The 16,271-nt window shown below is 37.6% G+C and carries 15 protein-coding genes and 1 pseudogene; 8 read left to right on the top strand and 8 right to left on the bottom strand.

Annotated features, from left to right (window positions below):
* Positions 1-80: 80 nt before the first annotated feature.
* From X953_RS18140 to X953_RS18125, 4 genes are all read right to left on the bottom strand, one after another.
* A complete protein-coding gene (locus X953_RS18140) occupies positions 81-1,088 on the bottom strand; it encodes an iron ABC transporter permease (protein ID WP_040956798.1) in 1,008 nt (335 codons plus the stop codon).
* Positions 1,085-2,092: an iron ABC transporter permease gene (locus X953_RS18135; RefSeq protein ID WP_040956797.1), complete on the bottom strand. Its 1,008-nt coding sequence runs from the start codon at positions 2,090-2,092 to the stop codon at positions 1,085-1,087. Before X953_RS18135 ends, X953_RS18140 begins: the two co-directional genes overlap by 4 nt.
* 317 nt (positions 2,093-2,409) lie before the next feature.
* Positions 2,410-3,339 carry an iron-hydroxamate ABC transporter substrate-binding protein gene (locus tag X953_RS18130; protein ID WP_040956796.1) on the bottom strand — a complete coding sequence of 310 codons (930 nt, stop codon included), beginning with the start codon at positions 3,337-3,339 and terminating at the stop codon, positions 2,410-2,412.
* Positions 3,293-4,135 (bottom strand): ABC transporter ATP-binding protein, encoded by an 843-nt coding sequence (locus tag X953_RS18125; protein WP_040956795.1) that lies wholly within the window; start codon positions 4,133-4,135, stop codon positions 3,293-3,295. Before X953_RS18125 ends, X953_RS18130 begins: the two co-directional genes overlap by 47 nt.
* 180 nt (positions 4,136-4,315) lie before the next feature.
* On the opposite strand from X953_RS18125, the gene X953_RS18120 reads away from it, so the two are divergent.
* A complete protein-coding gene (locus tag X953_RS18120; protein WP_040956794.1) occupies positions 4,316-5,365 on the top strand; it encodes an NAD(P)/FAD-dependent oxidoreductase in 1,050 nt (349 codons plus the stop codon).
* 690 nt (positions 5,366-6,055) lie between these two features.
* Here X953_RS18120 and X953_RS18115 read toward each other — a convergent pair.
* Both X953_RS18115 and X953_RS18110 read right to left on the bottom strand, forming a co-directional pair.
* Positions 6,056-7,456, bottom strand: a complete 1,401-nt coding sequence (locus X953_RS18115) for a cytosine permease (protein WP_040956793.1) — start codon at positions 7,454-7,456, stop codon at positions 6,056-6,058.
* 314 nt (positions 7,457-7,770) lie between these two features.
* Positions 7,771-8,499: a hypothetical protein gene (locus tag X953_RS18110; RefSeq protein ID WP_040956792.1), complete on the bottom strand. Its 729-nt coding sequence runs from the start codon at positions 8,497-8,499 to the stop codon at positions 7,771-7,773.
* A 121-nt stretch (positions 8,500-8,620) separates the two neighbouring features.
* Here X953_RS18110 and X953_RS18105 point away from each other — a divergent pair, with 121 nt between their 5' ends.
* The 4 genes and pseudogenes from X953_RS18105 to X953_RS18090 all read left to right on the top strand — a co-directional run.
* The gene (locus X953_RS18105) at positions 8,621-9,118 is read left to right on the top strand and encodes a TspO/MBR family protein (RefSeq protein ID WP_040956791.1); all 498 of its coding nucleotides are present in this window, start codon (positions 8,621-8,623) and stop codon (positions 9,116-9,118) included.
* A 182-nt stretch (positions 9,119-9,300) separates the two neighbouring features.
* Positions 9,301-9,930: a cyclic di-AMP binding protein CbpA gene (cbpA, locus tag X953_RS18100; protein ID WP_040956790.1), complete on the top strand. Its 630-nt coding sequence runs from the start codon at positions 9,301-9,303 to the stop codon at positions 9,928-9,930.
* A gap of 566 nt (positions 9,931-10,496) precedes the next feature.
* Entirely contained in the window at positions 10,497-11,663 is a 1,167-nt protein-coding gene (locus tag X953_RS18095; RefSeq protein ID WP_040956789.1) for a TraB/GumN family protein, read from the top strand.
* Positions 11,664-12,044: 381 nt separating this feature from the next.
* A pseudogene (locus X953_RS18090) lies at positions 12,045-12,917 on the top strand (protein prkA); the annotation flags it as partial.
* Between the two features lie 69 nt (positions 12,918-12,986).
* Here X953_RS18090 and X953_RS18085 read toward each other — a convergent pair.
* Both X953_RS18085 and X953_RS18080 read right to left on the bottom strand, forming a co-directional pair.
* Positions 12,987-14,621: a recombinase family protein gene (locus tag X953_RS18085; RefSeq protein WP_040956788.1), complete on the bottom strand. Its 1,635-nt coding sequence runs from the start codon at positions 14,619-14,621 to the stop codon at positions 12,987-12,989.
* A 105-nt stretch (positions 14,622-14,726) separates the two neighbouring features.
* On the bottom strand, positions 14,727-15,026 hold the full coding sequence (locus tag X953_RS18080; protein ID WP_040956787.1) for a hypothetical protein: 300 nt from the start codon (positions 15,024-15,026) through the stop codon (positions 14,727-14,729).
* A 304-nt stretch (positions 15,027-15,330) separates the two neighbouring features.
* On the opposite strand from X953_RS18080, the gene X953_RS18075 reads away from it, so the two are divergent.
* The 3 genes from X953_RS18075 (at position 15,331) to X953_RS19925 (ending at position 16,237) form a co-directional block, all read left to right on the top strand.
* Positions 15,331-15,615 (top strand): hypothetical protein, encoded by a 285-nt coding sequence (locus tag X953_RS18075; protein WP_040956786.1) that lies wholly within the window; start codon positions 15,331-15,333, stop codon positions 15,613-15,615.
* Between the two features lie 113 nt (positions 15,616-15,728).
* On the top strand, positions 15,729-16,025 hold the full coding sequence (locus X953_RS18070; protein WP_040956785.1) for a hypothetical protein: 297 nt from the start codon (positions 15,729-15,731) through the stop codon (positions 16,023-16,025).
* Between the two features lie 56 nt (positions 16,026-16,081).
* Entirely contained in the window at positions 16,082-16,237 is a 156-nt protein-coding gene (locus tag X953_RS19925) for a hypothetical protein (RefSeq protein ID WP_156958518.1), read from the top strand.
* Positions 16,238-16,271 lie beyond the last annotated feature (34 nt).

Raw genomic sequence — 16,271 nt, 5'->3', positions numbered from 1 at the left:
AAACAAGCAGGCACAATCGATTATGTGCCTGCTTGTTTACGTGTGGTACGTTGTGTGCACCAACATTTGGAACAATTCCCCTATTTTCTTAGTAATAGATACATAAAATAAGGAGCGCCAATTAAGGCTACGATAATTCCAGCAGGGATTCCATTTGGTTCAATCAAATTGCGACCAATAGTATCTGCAACTAATAAGAACCAACCTCCAATTAAGATGGCTACCGGAATAAAGAGTTGATTTCGACTGCCAACAAGTGCTTTGGCAATATGTGGTGCAATGAGACCTACAAATGCAATACCACCGGTTACGGAAACAGCGGAGGCTGCTAGTGCAACTGCAGCGAGTAAAACAACAATTCTTTCTTTTTCAATCGAAATACCAAGTCCAATAGCCACGGGTTCGTTCAGTCCAAGGATATTTAGACGATTTGCTTTGTATAAAATAAATGGAATAAGGATAATTAGCCAAGGCAGTAATGCGATAATAAACGGCCAATCCGTTCCCCAGATGTTTCCAGCCAGCCATTTCGCAATGAAGTCCACTTTTTCCCTCTCAGCAGAAGAGATAAGTACAACCATAATTCCTGATAGAGCCATGGAAAATCCAACACCTGTAAGCACGAGCTTCACAGGTTGAATTCCTGTTCGTCTATTGTAGGAGAATAGATAAATAAATACAGCAGTAATAAAAGCACCTACAAAAGCAACAAGAGGCAGGGCATATACAAATGAACCACCCTCAATTGGGAAAAATAGAAAGAATATAGCAATCGCAACGCCTGCCCCTGAATTAATACCGATAATTCCCGGGTCTGCTAAGTCGTTTCTCGTGACGGTCTGTAAAATGGATCCAGATAGAGCTAATGCCATCCCACCTAATAATGTAATAATTATTTGTGGAAGACGTATCGAGAAAAGCACAAACTCCTCTTTAAATGTTCCATTTCCTAGTAATGCAGGAAGTAATCGATCATAGGATAGGCTCGTTCCACCAATACCCATCCCAATAATAATCGTAATGATAATGAGGAAAATTAATAAAATTAGTATCATGCGTTGTTTTCGCAGTAAGGAAGGATGTATCATAAGAATGCTTTCCCTCCTTTATGTACGATAAATAAAAAGAATGGGAGCCCCATAATAGAAACGATAGCGGCGACTGGGGTTTCAAAAGGCGCGTTGATTGTCCTACCAAGCGTATCTGCCATAAGCATAAAGGCAGCACCAATTAAAACAGACATAGGTAAAATCAGCCGATAATCGGTTCCAACCAGGGCACGGACGATATGTGGGATCATAAGACCAATAAAGGCCATATTTCCGACAAGTGCTACAGAAGCCCCTGCAAGTAACGTAATGATTACAAATAAAACAGCTTTTATCCACGTTGTTTTTTGTCCAAGGCCAATAGCAACTTCCTCATTTAAGCTTAGAATGGTAAGCTGCCTTGATAACATCAGAGAGATGATAATTCCAACTGTAATAAATGGCACGATTACCTGGACCTGTCCCCACGATGTGCCAATGACACCACCAGCAGTCCACATCGATACATCTTTGGAAATTTTGAAGTAGATGCCTACACCTTCTGCAATCGCATAAAGAAAGGCAGAAACAGCTGCACCTGCAAGAACAATTCGAAATGGTGAAAATCCGCCCTTTTTTATTGCGCTAATACCAAAAACCATTCCTGCTCCAATAGATGCACCGATAAAGCAGGCAACCATAATACCGAAATATCCCGTTCCAGGTAAAAAAGCAAGCGTAATTGCTAATGCCATATTCGCACCTGCAGTTAACCCAAGCAGTCCCGGGTCGGCAAGTGGGTTTCTCGTCACTCCTTGCATAATTGCTCCGGAAACGGCTAAAGCAGCCCCTACAAACATTGCAGCAACCTCTCGGGGAAGGCGAAGCTCGCGAATAATGGACATACCCTTTTCATTTGAATTTGTAAAAATAGCTTGCCAAACATGAGAAAACTGAACATCTGCAGCACCAAATGTCATAGCAATGACGAACATGCCTATTAAGGTGGCAAGTCCAAGTATGAAGCTGATTAGAGTTGGGATCGGTCGGTTTGTACTTTTCATTATGTATCGCATCTTTCTATGTAAGATATGGTATATAAAATGTATACAGGATCGTATTTTCATAGGCAAAGCTACTATTGTTTAATGTAACATATGCTCACATGCTGAAAAAAGGCAAAGTATCTGGACACAAAGGCTTTAAATTTAATAACGAGCTAGGCCAAAATGGTTATTAGTTAATGAAAATCCGAACCGATTCAAATTGACATGAATCATAGTTCGGATTTTCTGAATGTGTATGAACGAAGCGATTTCCGGAATGGTTAAAAATAGTCTATAGAATCGCTTCGTTTTGTCCCAAATACTGTTCTCAAGCCTTATTCACCAAGGAAGCTATCTTTAAAGAACTGCAACTGATAATCTAATGAAATTGGATCATTAAAGTAAAATTCTTTTGCATTTGCTTCAAATACGCGATCATTTTTCACTGCAGGGATATTTTGATACGTATCTGTCTCTGTGAAGGCGTTGTCCGTGTCAGGGTTTTTACTGAAAATCATATAGTCTCCAGCAAATTCAGGTAGCACCTCAAGAGATAAGGCATAAAATCCGTCTTTTAACGCCATTTCTTTTACTTTTTCAGGCATTTTTAATTTCATTTCCTGATAAAGAATTTCTGTTCCGCGTCCCCAGTTATCACCGAAAACGTAAATTTGCTTATCAAAGTTTTCAATTACAGAAACGGTTGCATCTTCACCAATTTTATTGCGAATTTCTTCGCCGGCTTTTTGTGCTCTTTCTTTAAAATCATCAATCCAAGCTTGGGCTTCTTCTTCTTTATTTAACAGTTTTCCAATTTCCAAATGCTGTTCTAAATAGCCGACTTTACCATATGTATAGGTAACTGTTGGAGCAATTTCCTTTAACTTATCCAAGTTTTTTACAGTGGAAAGACCAATAATCAGATCTGGATCCAATTCAATTATTTTCTCGAGGTTGTCCTCTGAAACTTCTTCTACGCCTTCCAATTTATCTTCAAATCGCGGATTCATTTTTGAATAAGAATCAACACCTACAACGGGAACGTCTAAGGCCATTACGTTTCCAGCATACGTGGATAAGACGACAACTCGCTCTGGATTTGCAGGTACCTCCACAGGTCCATCCTCGGATTCATACGTTATGGTTTCTTTCTTGTCACCATTAGCTTCTTCTTTCTTGTCAGAACCAGAATCTTTATTTGAATCATTACTGCAAGCACTAATAAGCACGAGCATTAAAATAAGTAGTGGAATCAACTTTTTCATTTTGTTTTTCTCCTTTTAGTAAGTTATAAGTAAGGCAAATTGGTCTGTTTGTTCGTGGGTCTCTGCCAATTTCGGCATCAATATGAAACACGTCTTTTAGAACATCATGCTGCATGATGGTTTCACAGTCTCCTGCTTTTACAATTTCTCCATCTTTTAAAGCAATAATGTAATCAGCAAAGCGGGCAGCCTGATTGAGATCATGAAGTACCATAATAATAGTGCGTTCCTCTTCTTTATTTAGCTGTTGCAATAACTCCAGGACCTCTAACTGATGTGCCATATCAAGGTAAGTTGTTGGCTCATCAAGGAAGATAATTTCTGTTTCCTGGGCCAAGGCCATAGCAATCCAAACACGTTGTCGTTGTCCTCCGGAAAGGGCATCTACATGGCGATATTTAAAATCAAATATTCCAGTTACCTCCAAGGCCCAATCGATCACTTCTTGGTCTCGGCGGGTCAATCTTCCAAAGCCACTTTGATAAGGAAAACGACCATATGATACTAGCTCTCCGACGGTCAGACCTCCTGTACTCTCAGGAGATTGAGGGAGAATAGCCATCTTTCTGGCAAGCTGTTTGGTGTTTTCTTTTAAAATATTTTTACCATCCAGGACCACATTTCCGGATGTTTGAGAAATAATTCTTGTAATAGCTTTCAAAAGTGTTGATTTACCGCAACCATTGGATCCAATAATGGTTGTGATTTGTTTATCAGGAATTTGGATGCTTAGATCTTTAACTATCAACTGCTCTCCATATCCGATATTTAGTGCGTCTGTATACAGGCGGTGCATAGCATGACCTCCATAAGAGAAAATACGAACTAATAATGATAATGATTCTCATTATTGACAACTTAAATAATATATTTCGTTCTATTGTTTGTCAATATCTATTTGCAAATTCACGAGAATGGGTGTATAGTTAAATGAGAATGATACTCAGTTACAATGAGTGGATGAGGAGTGACGCAATTGACTCGCAATGAATTATTTGATGTAACCATCATTGGCGGAGGTCCTGCTGGATTGTATTCCGCTTTCTATAGTGGGCTTAGGGAAATGAAAACAAAGATTATTGAATATCAACCCGAGCTTGGTGGGAAAGTTCATGTGTATCCGGAAAAGATGATTTGGGATATTGGTGGACAGCCACCAATTTCAGGAGCAAAATTTATCGATCAGATTGTTGAGCAAGGTTTAACTTTTAATCCGAACGTTGTAGTGAGTGAGAAGGTAGAGAATATCACAAAAAATGCAGAAGGAGTTTTTGAACTACATACTTCTTCTGGAGAAACCCACTATTCAAAAACAGTAATTGTTGCGGTTGGAAGTGGGATATTAAATCCTCAAAAGCTGGAAATTGAAGGCGCAGAACGGTTTGAAATTTCCAATTTAAATTATACAGTTAAATCATTAAAGAGTTTTAAAGATAAAGTCGTCGTTATTTCCGGTGGTGGAAATTCAGCGATTGATTGGGCTAACGAATTAGAGCCTATTGCCAGTCGTGTGTTCATTACGTGCAGAAAAGGAAACTTTGCCTGTCATGAATCTCAATCCACTCAGCTGCAAAACAGTTCCGTAGTTTGCTTCTTTAATACGCAAATAACAAAGCTGATAGCAGGTGAAAACCATGAAAAAATTGAAAAGGTAGAGCTTACTAACCTTGAATCCGGTGTTGTGTCTTATTTGCCGATTGATGAAGTAATTGTTAACCATGGTTATGAACGTGATACTTCCTTACTGAGCGAGAGTGATTTACCAATTAAAATAAAAGACGACTATTTTGTCCATGGGAATGAAAATAGTGAGTCATCAGTGCCTGGTCTATATGCTGCAGGTGATATTTTAGCACATGAAGGTAAATTAAATTTAATTGCCGGTGCATTTCAGGATGCTGCAAATGCAGTGAATAAGGCGAAGCAATATATTGAACCAAAAGCCAAAAATACGGGAATGGTTTCTTCCCACAATGAGTTGTTCAAAGCGCGTAATAAAGAGCTTGTTAAAGAAATGATGAAATAGATTAAAAAAGCAATGGGATTGTATAAGCGTTATCTTATACGATCCCATTTTTTTACGGATTCAGAGGAAACTCCGAAGTAACTTTGTAGTAGTTTATTTCATTTTTAGGAGGTGAATGGACCCATTGATTTCCACTAAAGGGGGACGCTTTCCGCCGGCATGGCCTCAGCCGCTTCCTCCGCTACGCTTCGTTTAGTGTCTTCAGCTCATGCTATTCCGGCAGGAGTCGCGGGGCAACAGGACGTTGGTCATGCAATCGTTGCCACAGGACGTGGCGTTCTTAGATTGCCCCCTTCCGCTCCAATCAATTGGTATATGCTATTTATTAATTAAATGCATTTAAAAGCAGAGAAAAATATTTTTTATCTTTAATCGCTTTAGAAAAATTAACGTTAGCGAAGGGAAAATACGGAGACTCCTGGGGGAGATGAGGCATCGGTGAGACCCCGGAATGCGTAGCATGAGGAGGCTCATCAGCCGCCCCCGGAAAGCGCAGTATTTTTCCGTAGCGTTGTTATTTAGCTATTTTATATTAACTGGGAAATAAGTTTTCTCTAGTTCGTAGTTTATCTAAATAGCGAATGATTACAATATCCAAGTGTTTTAAGATACTAATAAAACAAAGCACCGTCTCTTTTCTGCTAAAGAGAGGGTGCTTTGTGCAATTCTATGTCTATACTTTATAAAACATTACGCGATGCGGTCATCGTCATGGATATCTTCAGGCATGGAATGTGTGTAGTATTTCCCTTTTGTAATAATGGCTGTTACAACTGTCAGCACAGCTGCAAGTATTGCTGAGAAGAATGCTGCGGTACTTTCCAAAAAGGTCCCCATATATCCTAACGCAGCAATGGTTCCTAATCCACTAGCTACAATAAGAGAGAGTACACCTACTGGATTCCACTTGTATAAAAACTCCTGTCTAGCTTCATAAAAGTTTGGACCAATCTTTAACATTTTTTTAACTACCATGGCATCCGTCACTAAAATGGCTGCCCATGCAAGTAAAAATACACCTTGGAAGGTCATTGCTGTATCAAGATGGTCTACAATTCCACCAAGCATAAGAAGGATAGCACTTATACCTGAAACGACTACCCAAAAACGTCGACCGGGTGTGAATTTAAAGATATTTTCAAAGAAATTGGATAAAGATAACGAAGCACTGTACACATTGGTAACATTAATCCGCAGTTGGGTTAGCAAAGTGAACAAGGCTCCTCCCATACCTAACAATAACACGATATACACGCCTGGATTCGGATCGCCAAGACGTACACCGAACCAAATTCCTAAACCGCCCATAACGCCAAAACAGAAGATTTGCGGGATGAAACCAATGGCCAGAGATCCAAGCTTTGTATCTTTTGGCTTAAGAAAGCGGGCATAGTCAGATGCAAGAAGTGCTGTTAAGCCCATAATACCGTGATGCATCCCGATACACATAAGGAGGGCTTTTCCCCCGACTTCTACACCTTCAGGCATATAGGTCCAAAATGCCCCATCGTAGCCAGAAGGCTTATAAAAAGAAACAACGATTGCGGTAATAAGAAATATACCGAAGATTGGTAAAGACCACTTTTGTAATTTATCTAGTTGTTTAATACCAAACCAATTGAGAGGGATAACTAGGGCTCCGAAGAATACGATTAACGTCCATTCGGGTATAACTGGGAAGAAGGTGTGAATAGCGGAAACGAGAATAAGACCTTCAAAAGCACAATACATTATAAAATTTGTAGCATAAATAAATGAGGTCAACGACGCCCCGATGTAACCAAAGCCACCACCGCGTGACAATAAGTTTACATTCATGCCTGATTTAGCAGACAGATAGGCGATAAAGGTTCCTAGAATCCCAGCGACAATGATCGCGTACGTAGCTGAAATGATTGCATTCATTGCTCCAAACTGAAGTGCCATAACACTTCCCATTTGAAAATAAAAAATGGCTGTAGCTATACCAAACGCAATGTTTGTAACACTAAACCATCCCATTGTACGTTTGTCTCTTGGGACCTTGTCCAAAGAATAATCGTCTTGAGCATTTGACTCTACTTCATTTGTATTTATTTTCGCCGATTTCATTAAATCAACTCCTTTTATTAATTTGTCGGCTAGTATCTCTCCTTCTGTGAATAATTTCACAATAATCTTCTTTACTAGAAAGTGGTCCGGTCCTGTTTGGCACGTACTTACTTAGGATAACAGATACGAGTTAACATAACAACTTATATGGAATGATTGGTAAATCTTACTCTTTTCTATGAAAGGCCATGTTTTTTCTCCCGGGGTGGTAGCCAGGAGATTTTTTTAATAAATAAAAAAAGTATCATGTTTTATTTTCTTATGCTTAAACAATTGAGTCCAGTTTCTCTACTATTGTTATATAAGCGCAGGGATTAATCTGCCCAGCTTTTGATTGTCGATATTAGCTGCTCCTTTTGTTCAACAAATTGCTTTTTACGATGGCCGTTTGCTCCGGAAGGGTGTGGGAATCCGGATAATAATGTATGTTTGCTTTCTTCCATTATTGAGCTGATTGTATTCTCAACAGCTTTCCCTAATGGAATAACTAGAGCTGCGTCACGAATGAGGTTAAGCTCCTCTGGAAATACAGTATATACGTAATGTTTTAATACCTCTGACTGCTCAATCTTGGGATGGTGTCCTGTATAATTCTTATCTTTATGAAAAACAGGATATTTAATAATGGAGGTAGTGTGGATGAGATCACGATGGGTTGAAAATAGTGTAGAGGCATGTCCTATTTTTAGTGTCTCAGCAACACCAGATTCATCCAGCATTTGAATTAAGTTATTTCGCATTGTTCCGGAGAAGCTTGCAGCCATTTTAGCTTTTCGAAGTATGTCCTCTTTGCTCACACAATGTAAGAGGTTTTTTATTACACTTTCATAGGCAGTTTTTGTTTGTTGCCATCCTGGAGTAATGCCTACGATTACAATTTTGGCAGCTGTGTTTACATATTCATTGTGTGGAGAGTAATATACCTTTAAATTTTTTTCCTCTTGAAGTAAAAATGTTTCATTTAGAATGTCATTTTTATTAAGAATACGATCACATGGAAGGTTTTTAATTTTGGGTAAAAATTGATTAACTAACTCACTCATCTTATACCACCTCCTTTTTTAAAATATTCCCTTTAGGGCCTGAATTAATCTACCTAGTTTAATTGTGTAAAAACAGGGAAAAATAGTAACACTATAAATTAGAAGGAATAGGAGCATCCATATGGAAATCTTTAAGGTTAATGGCACGTTAAATAAAAAACGTCTCGCTTTAGGGGTATTAATACCAGTAGTAGGTGGTGCATTAGTTGGCTACTATTCTAATAAAGATACCAAGGCACAATATAAGAAATTAAAAAAGCCTACTTTCACTCCGCCTCCACGAGTATTTCCTATAGCATGGACCTCCTTATATAGTATGATGGGCCTTGCTCAATACCGCGCATATGAAAAAGTAGATACCAGCCAGATCGAAGCAACTGTGATAACTCCTTATTCCATTCAACTGGGGTTGAATTTTTTATGGTCATTTTTATTCTTTAAATGGAATTTTCGTGGCGTCGCACTGTTGGAAATTGGCATGATGATGGCGGCCATTGGGTGGAGTGCTACTCAATTTTATAAGTTGGATCGTCTTGCGGGGACATTAATGCTGCCATATCTAGGATGGGTAGGCTTTGCATCAACGTTGAACTATTCCATATGGAAGTTAAATCGCTAAGTAAAGAGGATATATATAAATAAATTATTTCACAAATTTATGGATGAAGCTATTTTCTATTACTTTGCATCTTTGTTCACTGAAATACATGCTATAATAAAGCTATAGAATCCAGCATATACATCACAAGATGGACAGAAAAGCAGTATTCCTAGAAAAAGAAATCTTGGGAGGTCAAAAACATGCTAGTAAAAAATGATTATGTAAACATTCGGGAAGTAGTCTACGCCAAAGAATCCGATAACGTGGAGCAGGCAAAGGCTACGATAGAGAAATCGGGCTATCGTTGTATTCCGGTGTTGGATGCGTCAGAAACTAAGTTTGTTGGTAATATTTATAAAGTAGATATTTTGGAGTACGAAAATAAAGAACAACCACTGACAGAATCAATTAAAGGACTGATTCGTGACCAAGAAGGTTTTGTAAAAGAAAACGACCCTTTTTTTAAGGTGTTTTCTACTATAAAACGACTTCCTTATCTAGCAATCATTAATGATGCTGGAGAATTCGAAGGAATATTAACAAACGGAAATGTTATTCAAGTTCTTGAAAATGCTTGGGGAGCGAATAATGGAAGCTATTCCTTAACTATTGGAACAGTAGAATATTCCGGTGCACTAACTAAGATGCTGCGAATCGTGAATAAATATTGCAACGTGCAGAGTGTTATTTCGCTAAATAACGATTCTAAATATGCTAGAAGAGTTTGTATTGTGCTGCCTGAAGAAGTAAATAAAGAAACGGTGGATGAGATCGAACAGGATCTCCGAAAGAAAAACTTTATCGTTACCGATATTGAATATCTGTTGTAATAGGACTTCACTCCGCTCTATAGCGTAAAAGTAAATAAAATGAATGAGCAATAAAAAAACGAGGAGGAAATCCAAAAGGATCCTCCTCGTTTTTTTGTTTCTGGTTATTCAGTAAGTCGCAGAATAGATAAACTCCCTCAGTTAGATTCAATTTACTCACAAATGCTCGCTAATTCGCAGGATTTCAAACCACTTTTCTGCACACAAACAAATAAATGAATGGATTGTTGATAATTAATGCTCCGAACTAACTATATTGATGTTTAGTGTGAGGAAAAAACTTTGAAGCAAAAGGAAGCAGCGGGGAATTTTACTGAAATGGGAGTGTCCAATAAGAGATGGTTAATGGACAAAAGCAACAGCTTCAGGGAAGAAAGTGTCCAACAAGAGTATGTTAATGGACAAAAGCACAGTAAATATATCTGCTCCAAGACTACTGCGCCCTACATTTTTTAGAAACTACTATGCAAGTAGTATAAAATTCTGTAATTTTAACGTATAATTGAAATTAGCCAGTGCAGATACCTCTTAACACACAGGTAGATTGACAAAAGGAAGGTTTATATATGGAAGAAGAAAATATTACGCGAATACATATAGACGGAAAAGAATTGATTCTAATTGGTACCGCTCACGTATCAAAAAACAGTGCAACACAAGTAAAGGAAGTTATTGAGCGAGAACAGCCGGATTCGGTGTGCATTGAGTTGGATGAACAGCGCTATCAAACGATCCGTGAAGGAAATCAATGGAGAGATATGGATATCTTTAAGGTCATTAAAGATAAGAAAGCAACATTGCTCTTAATGAACCTTGCTATCTCTTCCTTTCAGAAAAGAATGGCCAAGCAATTTGGGATTAATCCTGGACAGGAAATGATTCAAGGAATGGAGTCTGCAGAAGAAATAGAAGCAGAACTGGTGCTTGCTGACCGGAACATTCAAACAACCTTTTCACGGATATGGCGTGGCATCGGCCTAAAAGGTAAGGCTATCTTACTTATGCAAGTGATTGGCAGTATTTTTAGTAAAGAGAGTATTACAGAAGAAGAGCTTGAGAAAATGAAAAGCCAAGATACTATTAATTCGATTCTGAATGATTTTACGGAAAGCTTCCCGAAACTAAAGAAACCATTAATTGATGAGAGAGATCAGTATTTAGCTCAAAAAATAAAAGAAGCACCAGGGGATAAAGTTGTAGCTGTACTTGGTGCAGCACATGTGCCTGGTATAACAGAAGAGATCCATCGAGATCATGACTTGGATAAGTTAATGGAATTGCCGCCCAAATCTAAAATACCTAAACTAATTGGCTGGTCGATTCCGCTAATTATTCTGGCTATCATTGCATACACATTTTATGCTAACCCATCTGCAGGGTGGGAGCAGACGATCCGCTGGGTGTTATGGAATGGATCCTTTTCAGCACTAGGTGCAATTATTGCGCTTGGTCATCCGTTAACAATACTTACGGCATTTATCGTTGCACCAATTACCTCTTTGAATCCTTTAATTGCAGCAGGTTGGTTTGCCGGTATTGTTCAAGCATATATACGTAAACCACATGTGCGTGATTTTGAAACATTGGCAGAAGACGTTTTCAGTGTGAAAGGGTTTTGGCAAAACAAGGTTACGAGAATTTTACTTATTGTTGTATTAGCTAATTTAGGTAGCTCCCTTGGAACCTTGATTGGTGGATTGGACGTTATTCGTCTGTTTTTAGATAATATATAGAAGCTTAATGAACACGGGTCATTTTTGAATGATTCGTGTTTTCTATTTGTTTAAATAAAATTTAGGTGTGGATTAACCCGTTCAGGTTTAGCTCTTATCCTTCTCTAGTTCTTATGTAACAACTCTACATGACCAAAAGACTTCCCTGCAAATCTTTGCTTAAGCTTGTCAGAGGCCAGCATGACTTAAACGGTCTCTGATGAGGCGAGAATCCGTAGTACCATCCTAGTCCCAGTGGGGCCAGGGTTCGTTTGTCTTCCATACTTACGCGCGTTTACATTTTTGCTCTTCCCCTCTGGTTCGAGAAAAAACAAACAGGCATGGAAAGGTAATAGCCTGCATATGATTTAATAAACCGCGACCTTAATGGAGGGTGTTTACATGAGTATATTAAATAAAATGAAAAGTTATCGAGAAGAAGAAAGAAAGTTGAATTGGGAAGGCACGTTCGCGGATTATTTAGATATTGTGAAAGAGAGACCAGAAGTTGCCCAAACAGCTCATTCTCGTGTTTATAATATGATTAAAAGCTCCGGACTAACGGAAAGAGACGGTAAGCGAATGTACCACTTTTTTGGGGAAGAAATTTTTGGGCTGGAGGAAGCGATTGAAAAACTGGTAGAAGAGTATTTCCATCCTGCCGCTAAACGGTTGGACGTCCGAAAGCGAATCCTCTTACTCATGGGACCAGTGAGTGGTGGAAAATCTACCATTGTTACTATGCTTAAGAGGGGTCTGGAACAATATTCCCGGACAGATGAGGGTGCTGTCTATGCTATTAAAGGTTGCCCGATGCATGAGGACCCGCTACACTTGATCCCCCAACACCTGCGGAAGGACTTTTTTGAGGAATATGGCATTCGTATCGAAGGAAACTTATCGCCGTTGAATACCATGCGTTTGGAAAAAGAATACGGAGGGCGTATGGAGGATGTGCAGGTCGAACGAATTTTCTTTTCCGAGGACAAACGAGTGGGAATTGGAACCTTTAGTCCGTCTGATCCGAAATCACAGGATATTGCGGATCTAACTGGAAGTATTGATTTCTCAACTATTGCTGAATTTGGATCCGAATCTGATCCGCGAGCCTACCGCTTTGATGGTGAACTGAATAAAGCAAACCGTGGGATGATGGAATTTCAGGAGATGCTTAAATGTGACGAGAAATTCCTTTGGCATTTGCTTTCATTAACGCAGGAAGGGAATTTTAAAGCAGGCAGATTTGCGTTGATTTCAGCAGATGAATTGGTTGTTATATGATATATACTAAATAATATGTGGATAACTCCAAATTATTTCCAAAATAATAAAAAAACTCCCCAATTAATGGAGAGTTGAATTTTCCAACAGCATACTCGGTTTTAAATAAGCATGTAAATCAAATTTTCCTTTACCAGTCTTTTTCAAAATAATATAGTCAAACATTCCCCTTAGCAACTCGTTCTTTTCGCCTCTAGAAAGTTCACCATTTTTGTATAAATGAAGGACATTTTTAAATCCTTCTTGAATATTTTCTACATTCAATCCCTTAATCTGCTCCTTTTGTGTTTCTTTACGAAAGAAATCAATTTGCTCATTAATATCCTCCATTTCTTTTAGTAAGTCATTTCGGTTTTCTATATATTCTTCTTCAGTCATTTTTTCTTCTGCATGCATATTAATAAAATTCTTCATTTTAGCATTTGCTTTCTTCAATTTCCCCTCAAGAATTTCCACTCTATCAGTAGGGTCTAATTGTTTCCGTTGTCTTGCATTTTCAATATCAATTAATCCTTCTAAACGGGAACGGAGAATGTTCTCTTCTACCTTAATAAAGTCTTCTTCTAGTATTCTTAGTATTTCATCTTCAACGGCTCTGTACCTCATATATACTTTACATCCTAAACACTGTATAAACTCTTTATGATAGGTAGATATATCACCACTTTGCTTTTTGTATTTCTGTACACTATATTGTCTTTGCATTTTATTACTACAAGAATCGCACACTATCAAACCTGCTAAGGAATGAGGCTCAAAGTCTAGTCTTACTTTTGGGCTTTTTCGATTCTCTTCCATAATTAGTCCTGCCTTTTCAAAGGTATCCTCATTAATAATTGCAGGGTGTGCATTATCCACTATTATTACTTCCTCTGGATTCCTTTTTACTTTTTTCTTCTTGCCATTTACGGTAATCATTTTTGTTTCATTAAATCTAACCGTTCCTTTATAAACTGGGTTTAATAAGATTTTTCTTACATGCGTGGGTTTCCAATATTGCTTACCTGTTGCAGTCAGAATACCTTCTCTATCCATTCTAGTACTAATAGCATTGTAACCGATTCTTTCATTAACATATAGGTCAAATATCTTTTGAATAATCCATGCCCTATCTTCGTCAATCTCTAACTTCTGCGTTTTAGGATTAAATATATAGCCGTCAGGGATCCCCCCACCCCCAGTCATCCATTTTCCAGCCTTCGAGTAAGACAAACGCGCATTGACCATACGGCTTTTAATCATGTCGTACTCCTGATTCGCCATAAACATATTGAACTTTAAATACCTTAAATCGTCTTCGTTATTTGGATTGTAAATTTTCATAGGGGTAATTACATATATTTCTTTCTGTTGCAACAAGTCTAGCAAGAAACCCATTTGAGTATAACTACCACGACCTAGACGGGATATTTCTTTGACACAAAAAGCCACTGTTCCTCGTTCGTAGTCATTTTCTATTTCGTTAATGATATTTTTAAACACGGGACGACCCTCGATTTCATCTGCACCACTACCTAGTTCTTCAAATAATCGCCAAGCAATATGATCATAATGTTCTTTCAGTAGTCCTGTTATTAAGTCTCTTTGTTGTGCTAATGTATCTTCTTCCACTCTTCGTTCTCTTTGAATATCTTGCCTAGACCTTCTTATATAGCCATATATAAATTCAACATTTTTTAGAATATCATTATTAGCCATAGTATCCCCCGTTTTTAGTAGATGTTTAATTACATTATACTACTAAAAACAGGCCTGTAGTACATACCAAATATACTTATATAAAAAAACGACTATAAGAGTCGCTTATTTATCCCAAGATCTATATTCTTCTCCACGTATAGAAAGATTGTAAAACTCAATAGCAGATTTTAAAGAAGTCCATTGTTCATTGTCCTGAAACATAGGACAATCCTGAATAATTTCTTGATACATATGTTCTAATTCGATACTTTCCATACCTTCACTTATAGATTCTAATCTGCCAAGATTCTCTTCGAACTCATTAATTAATTTCCAGTTATCACCCTGATAGTCACTTCTAAAATCATCAGCCATTACTCCGCTTATTACTCTAATTAAATGTTGTTCAAATAATATATCCACTTTATCGCCTCCAAGTCTACTGTATAATATCACATTTCAGTTATATTATGGAATGCTTTAATGGTATTTTACCATAAGTTATTATCAAAGAGGACGAGAATAATTGCTCATAAATATGCTGTTGGTGGGGAGTGATTTCCCCTCCATTTTTTATTTAAAATTTCTTCATTTTTTATTAAGAAAATAGCAGGAGAATGAATTTTGAAATCTAATTCTACATGTAGAAAGACTGAAACAAAAGAAAAGAGTAAAGGAACTTGTCAGTCTAGTGTCATACAAAATGGGAAAAGGAGAGTGATGCGAAATGACACAAATTAAATTTGTAAGTAAAGAAAAAGAAATGATTGTAGGTATTATGGAAGAGTTACAAGTTGAAAAAGGTATTTTGGCACTGAAGGAGGTATATATAATTGAGATTAGTAACTTCATTGATAAGTACAACCTAGAAGGAAGTCAATTAGAGAACTTACAAGGTTCTATCAACTCTATATTTACAAGTAAGAATAGAAAGGAAATTGATTTCTATATGTTGCACGCTAGAGACTTTATGAAAAATATCGAGAGTGCTAAAGACAAAGGTTGGATTTAACTTTATAGGGGATTTATATCCCCTTAAATTTATTTTAAATTCTTAATAATTTATGCAGGAAATCAATATCAGATATGTAACTGTAGATATACAAACGAAAGGAGTTGGTACATATGCCTAAGTATTATCCAAATTACAAAACAGGTGAAGTTGTAGAAAGCAGTAAGCATTGGGCGAAAAGCAAAACAGAATTACAGGAGGAAGGATACATTACAAACTTCTTTAAGAGCAACCAATACAACGGTCATCAATATTACATTCTCAGAAAGAAAAATGGAGAGTTCTATAAGTTTGAAAAGGTCAGCCGCTTTGGAACAAAGAACAAACTGCCTAAGTTATTATTACAAGGTTGGGAAGTTGTTCAGTCTCCAAAAGGTTTACAAGACGAAGAAATTGACTTAGATAATTAAGTACTGCGCACCTCCGACAGATTGGAATTACAACAGACAGCACGGAGGTGATATAAATGGAATTATTAAAAGAATTAAAAGAAAGGGTTACTGCTCTCTACAAACAAGCAGACGAATTAAAGTGTAATGACACTTTTCAAGAAGCAATGGATTTAGAAACTCACTATGATATGACTGTTCTTTATCACAATGAACAGTTTCCAACTGATTGATTAATACTTACACCTTCAGACAGACTTGGTTTTC

Origin of the sequence: Virgibacillus sp. SK37, assembly GCF_000725285.1 — a bacterium.
Classification (GTDB): domain Bacteria; phylum Bacillota; class Bacilli; order Bacillales; family Amphibacillaceae; genus Virgibacillus_Q.
Note: the sequence above shows the minus strand (reverse complement) of the source record. Positions and strands in the feature narration are given on the sequence as shown.

Coding starts and splice junctions, on each gene's coding strand:
- X953_RS19925 (WP_156958518.1), top strand. CDS start 16,082: ATGGAATTATTAAAAGAATTAAAAGAAAGGGTTACTGCTCTCTACAAA.
- X953_RS18085 (WP_040956788.1), bottom strand. CDS start 14,621: ATGGCTAATAATGATATTCTAAAAAATGTTGAATTTATATATGGCTAT.
- X953_RS18075 (WP_040956786.1), top strand. CDS start 15,331: ATGACACAAATTAAATTTGTAAGTAAAGAAAAAGAAATGATTGTAGGT.
- X953_RS18095 (WP_040956789.1), top strand. CDS start 10,497: ATGGAAGAAGAAAATATTACGCGAATACATATAGACGGAAAAGAATTG.
- X953_RS18125 (WP_040956795.1), bottom strand. CDS start 4,135: ATGCACCGCCTGTATACAGACGCACTAAATATCGGATATGGAGAGCAG.
- X953_RS18115 (WP_040956793.1), bottom strand. CDS start 7,456: ATGAAATCGGCGAAAATAAATACAAATGAAGTAGAGTCAAATGCTCAA.
- X953_RS18105 (WP_040956791.1), top strand. CDS start 8,621: ATGGAAATCTTTAAGGTTAATGGCACGTTAAATAAAAAACGTCTCGCT.
- X953_RS18135 (WP_040956797.1), bottom strand. CDS start 2,092: ATGAAAAGTACAAACCGACCGATCCCAACTCTAATCAGCTTCATACTT.
- X953_RS18130 (WP_040956796.1), bottom strand. CDS start 3,339: ATGAAAAAGTTGATTCCACTACTTATTTTAATGCTCGTGCTTATTAGT.
- cbpA (WP_040956790.1), top strand. CDS start 9,301: ATGCTAGTAAAAAATGATTATGTAAACATTCGGGAAGTAGTCTACGCC.
- X953_RS18140 (WP_040956798.1), bottom strand. CDS start 1,088: ATGATACATCCTTCCTTACTGCGAAAACAACGCATGATACTAATTTTA.
- X953_RS18110 (WP_040956792.1), bottom strand. CDS start 8,499: ATGAGTGAGTTAGTTAATCAATTTTTACCCAAAATTAAAAACCTTCCA.
- X953_RS18070 (WP_040956785.1), top strand. CDS start 15,729: ATGCCTAAGTATTATCCAAATTACAAAACAGGTGAAGTTGTAGAAAGC.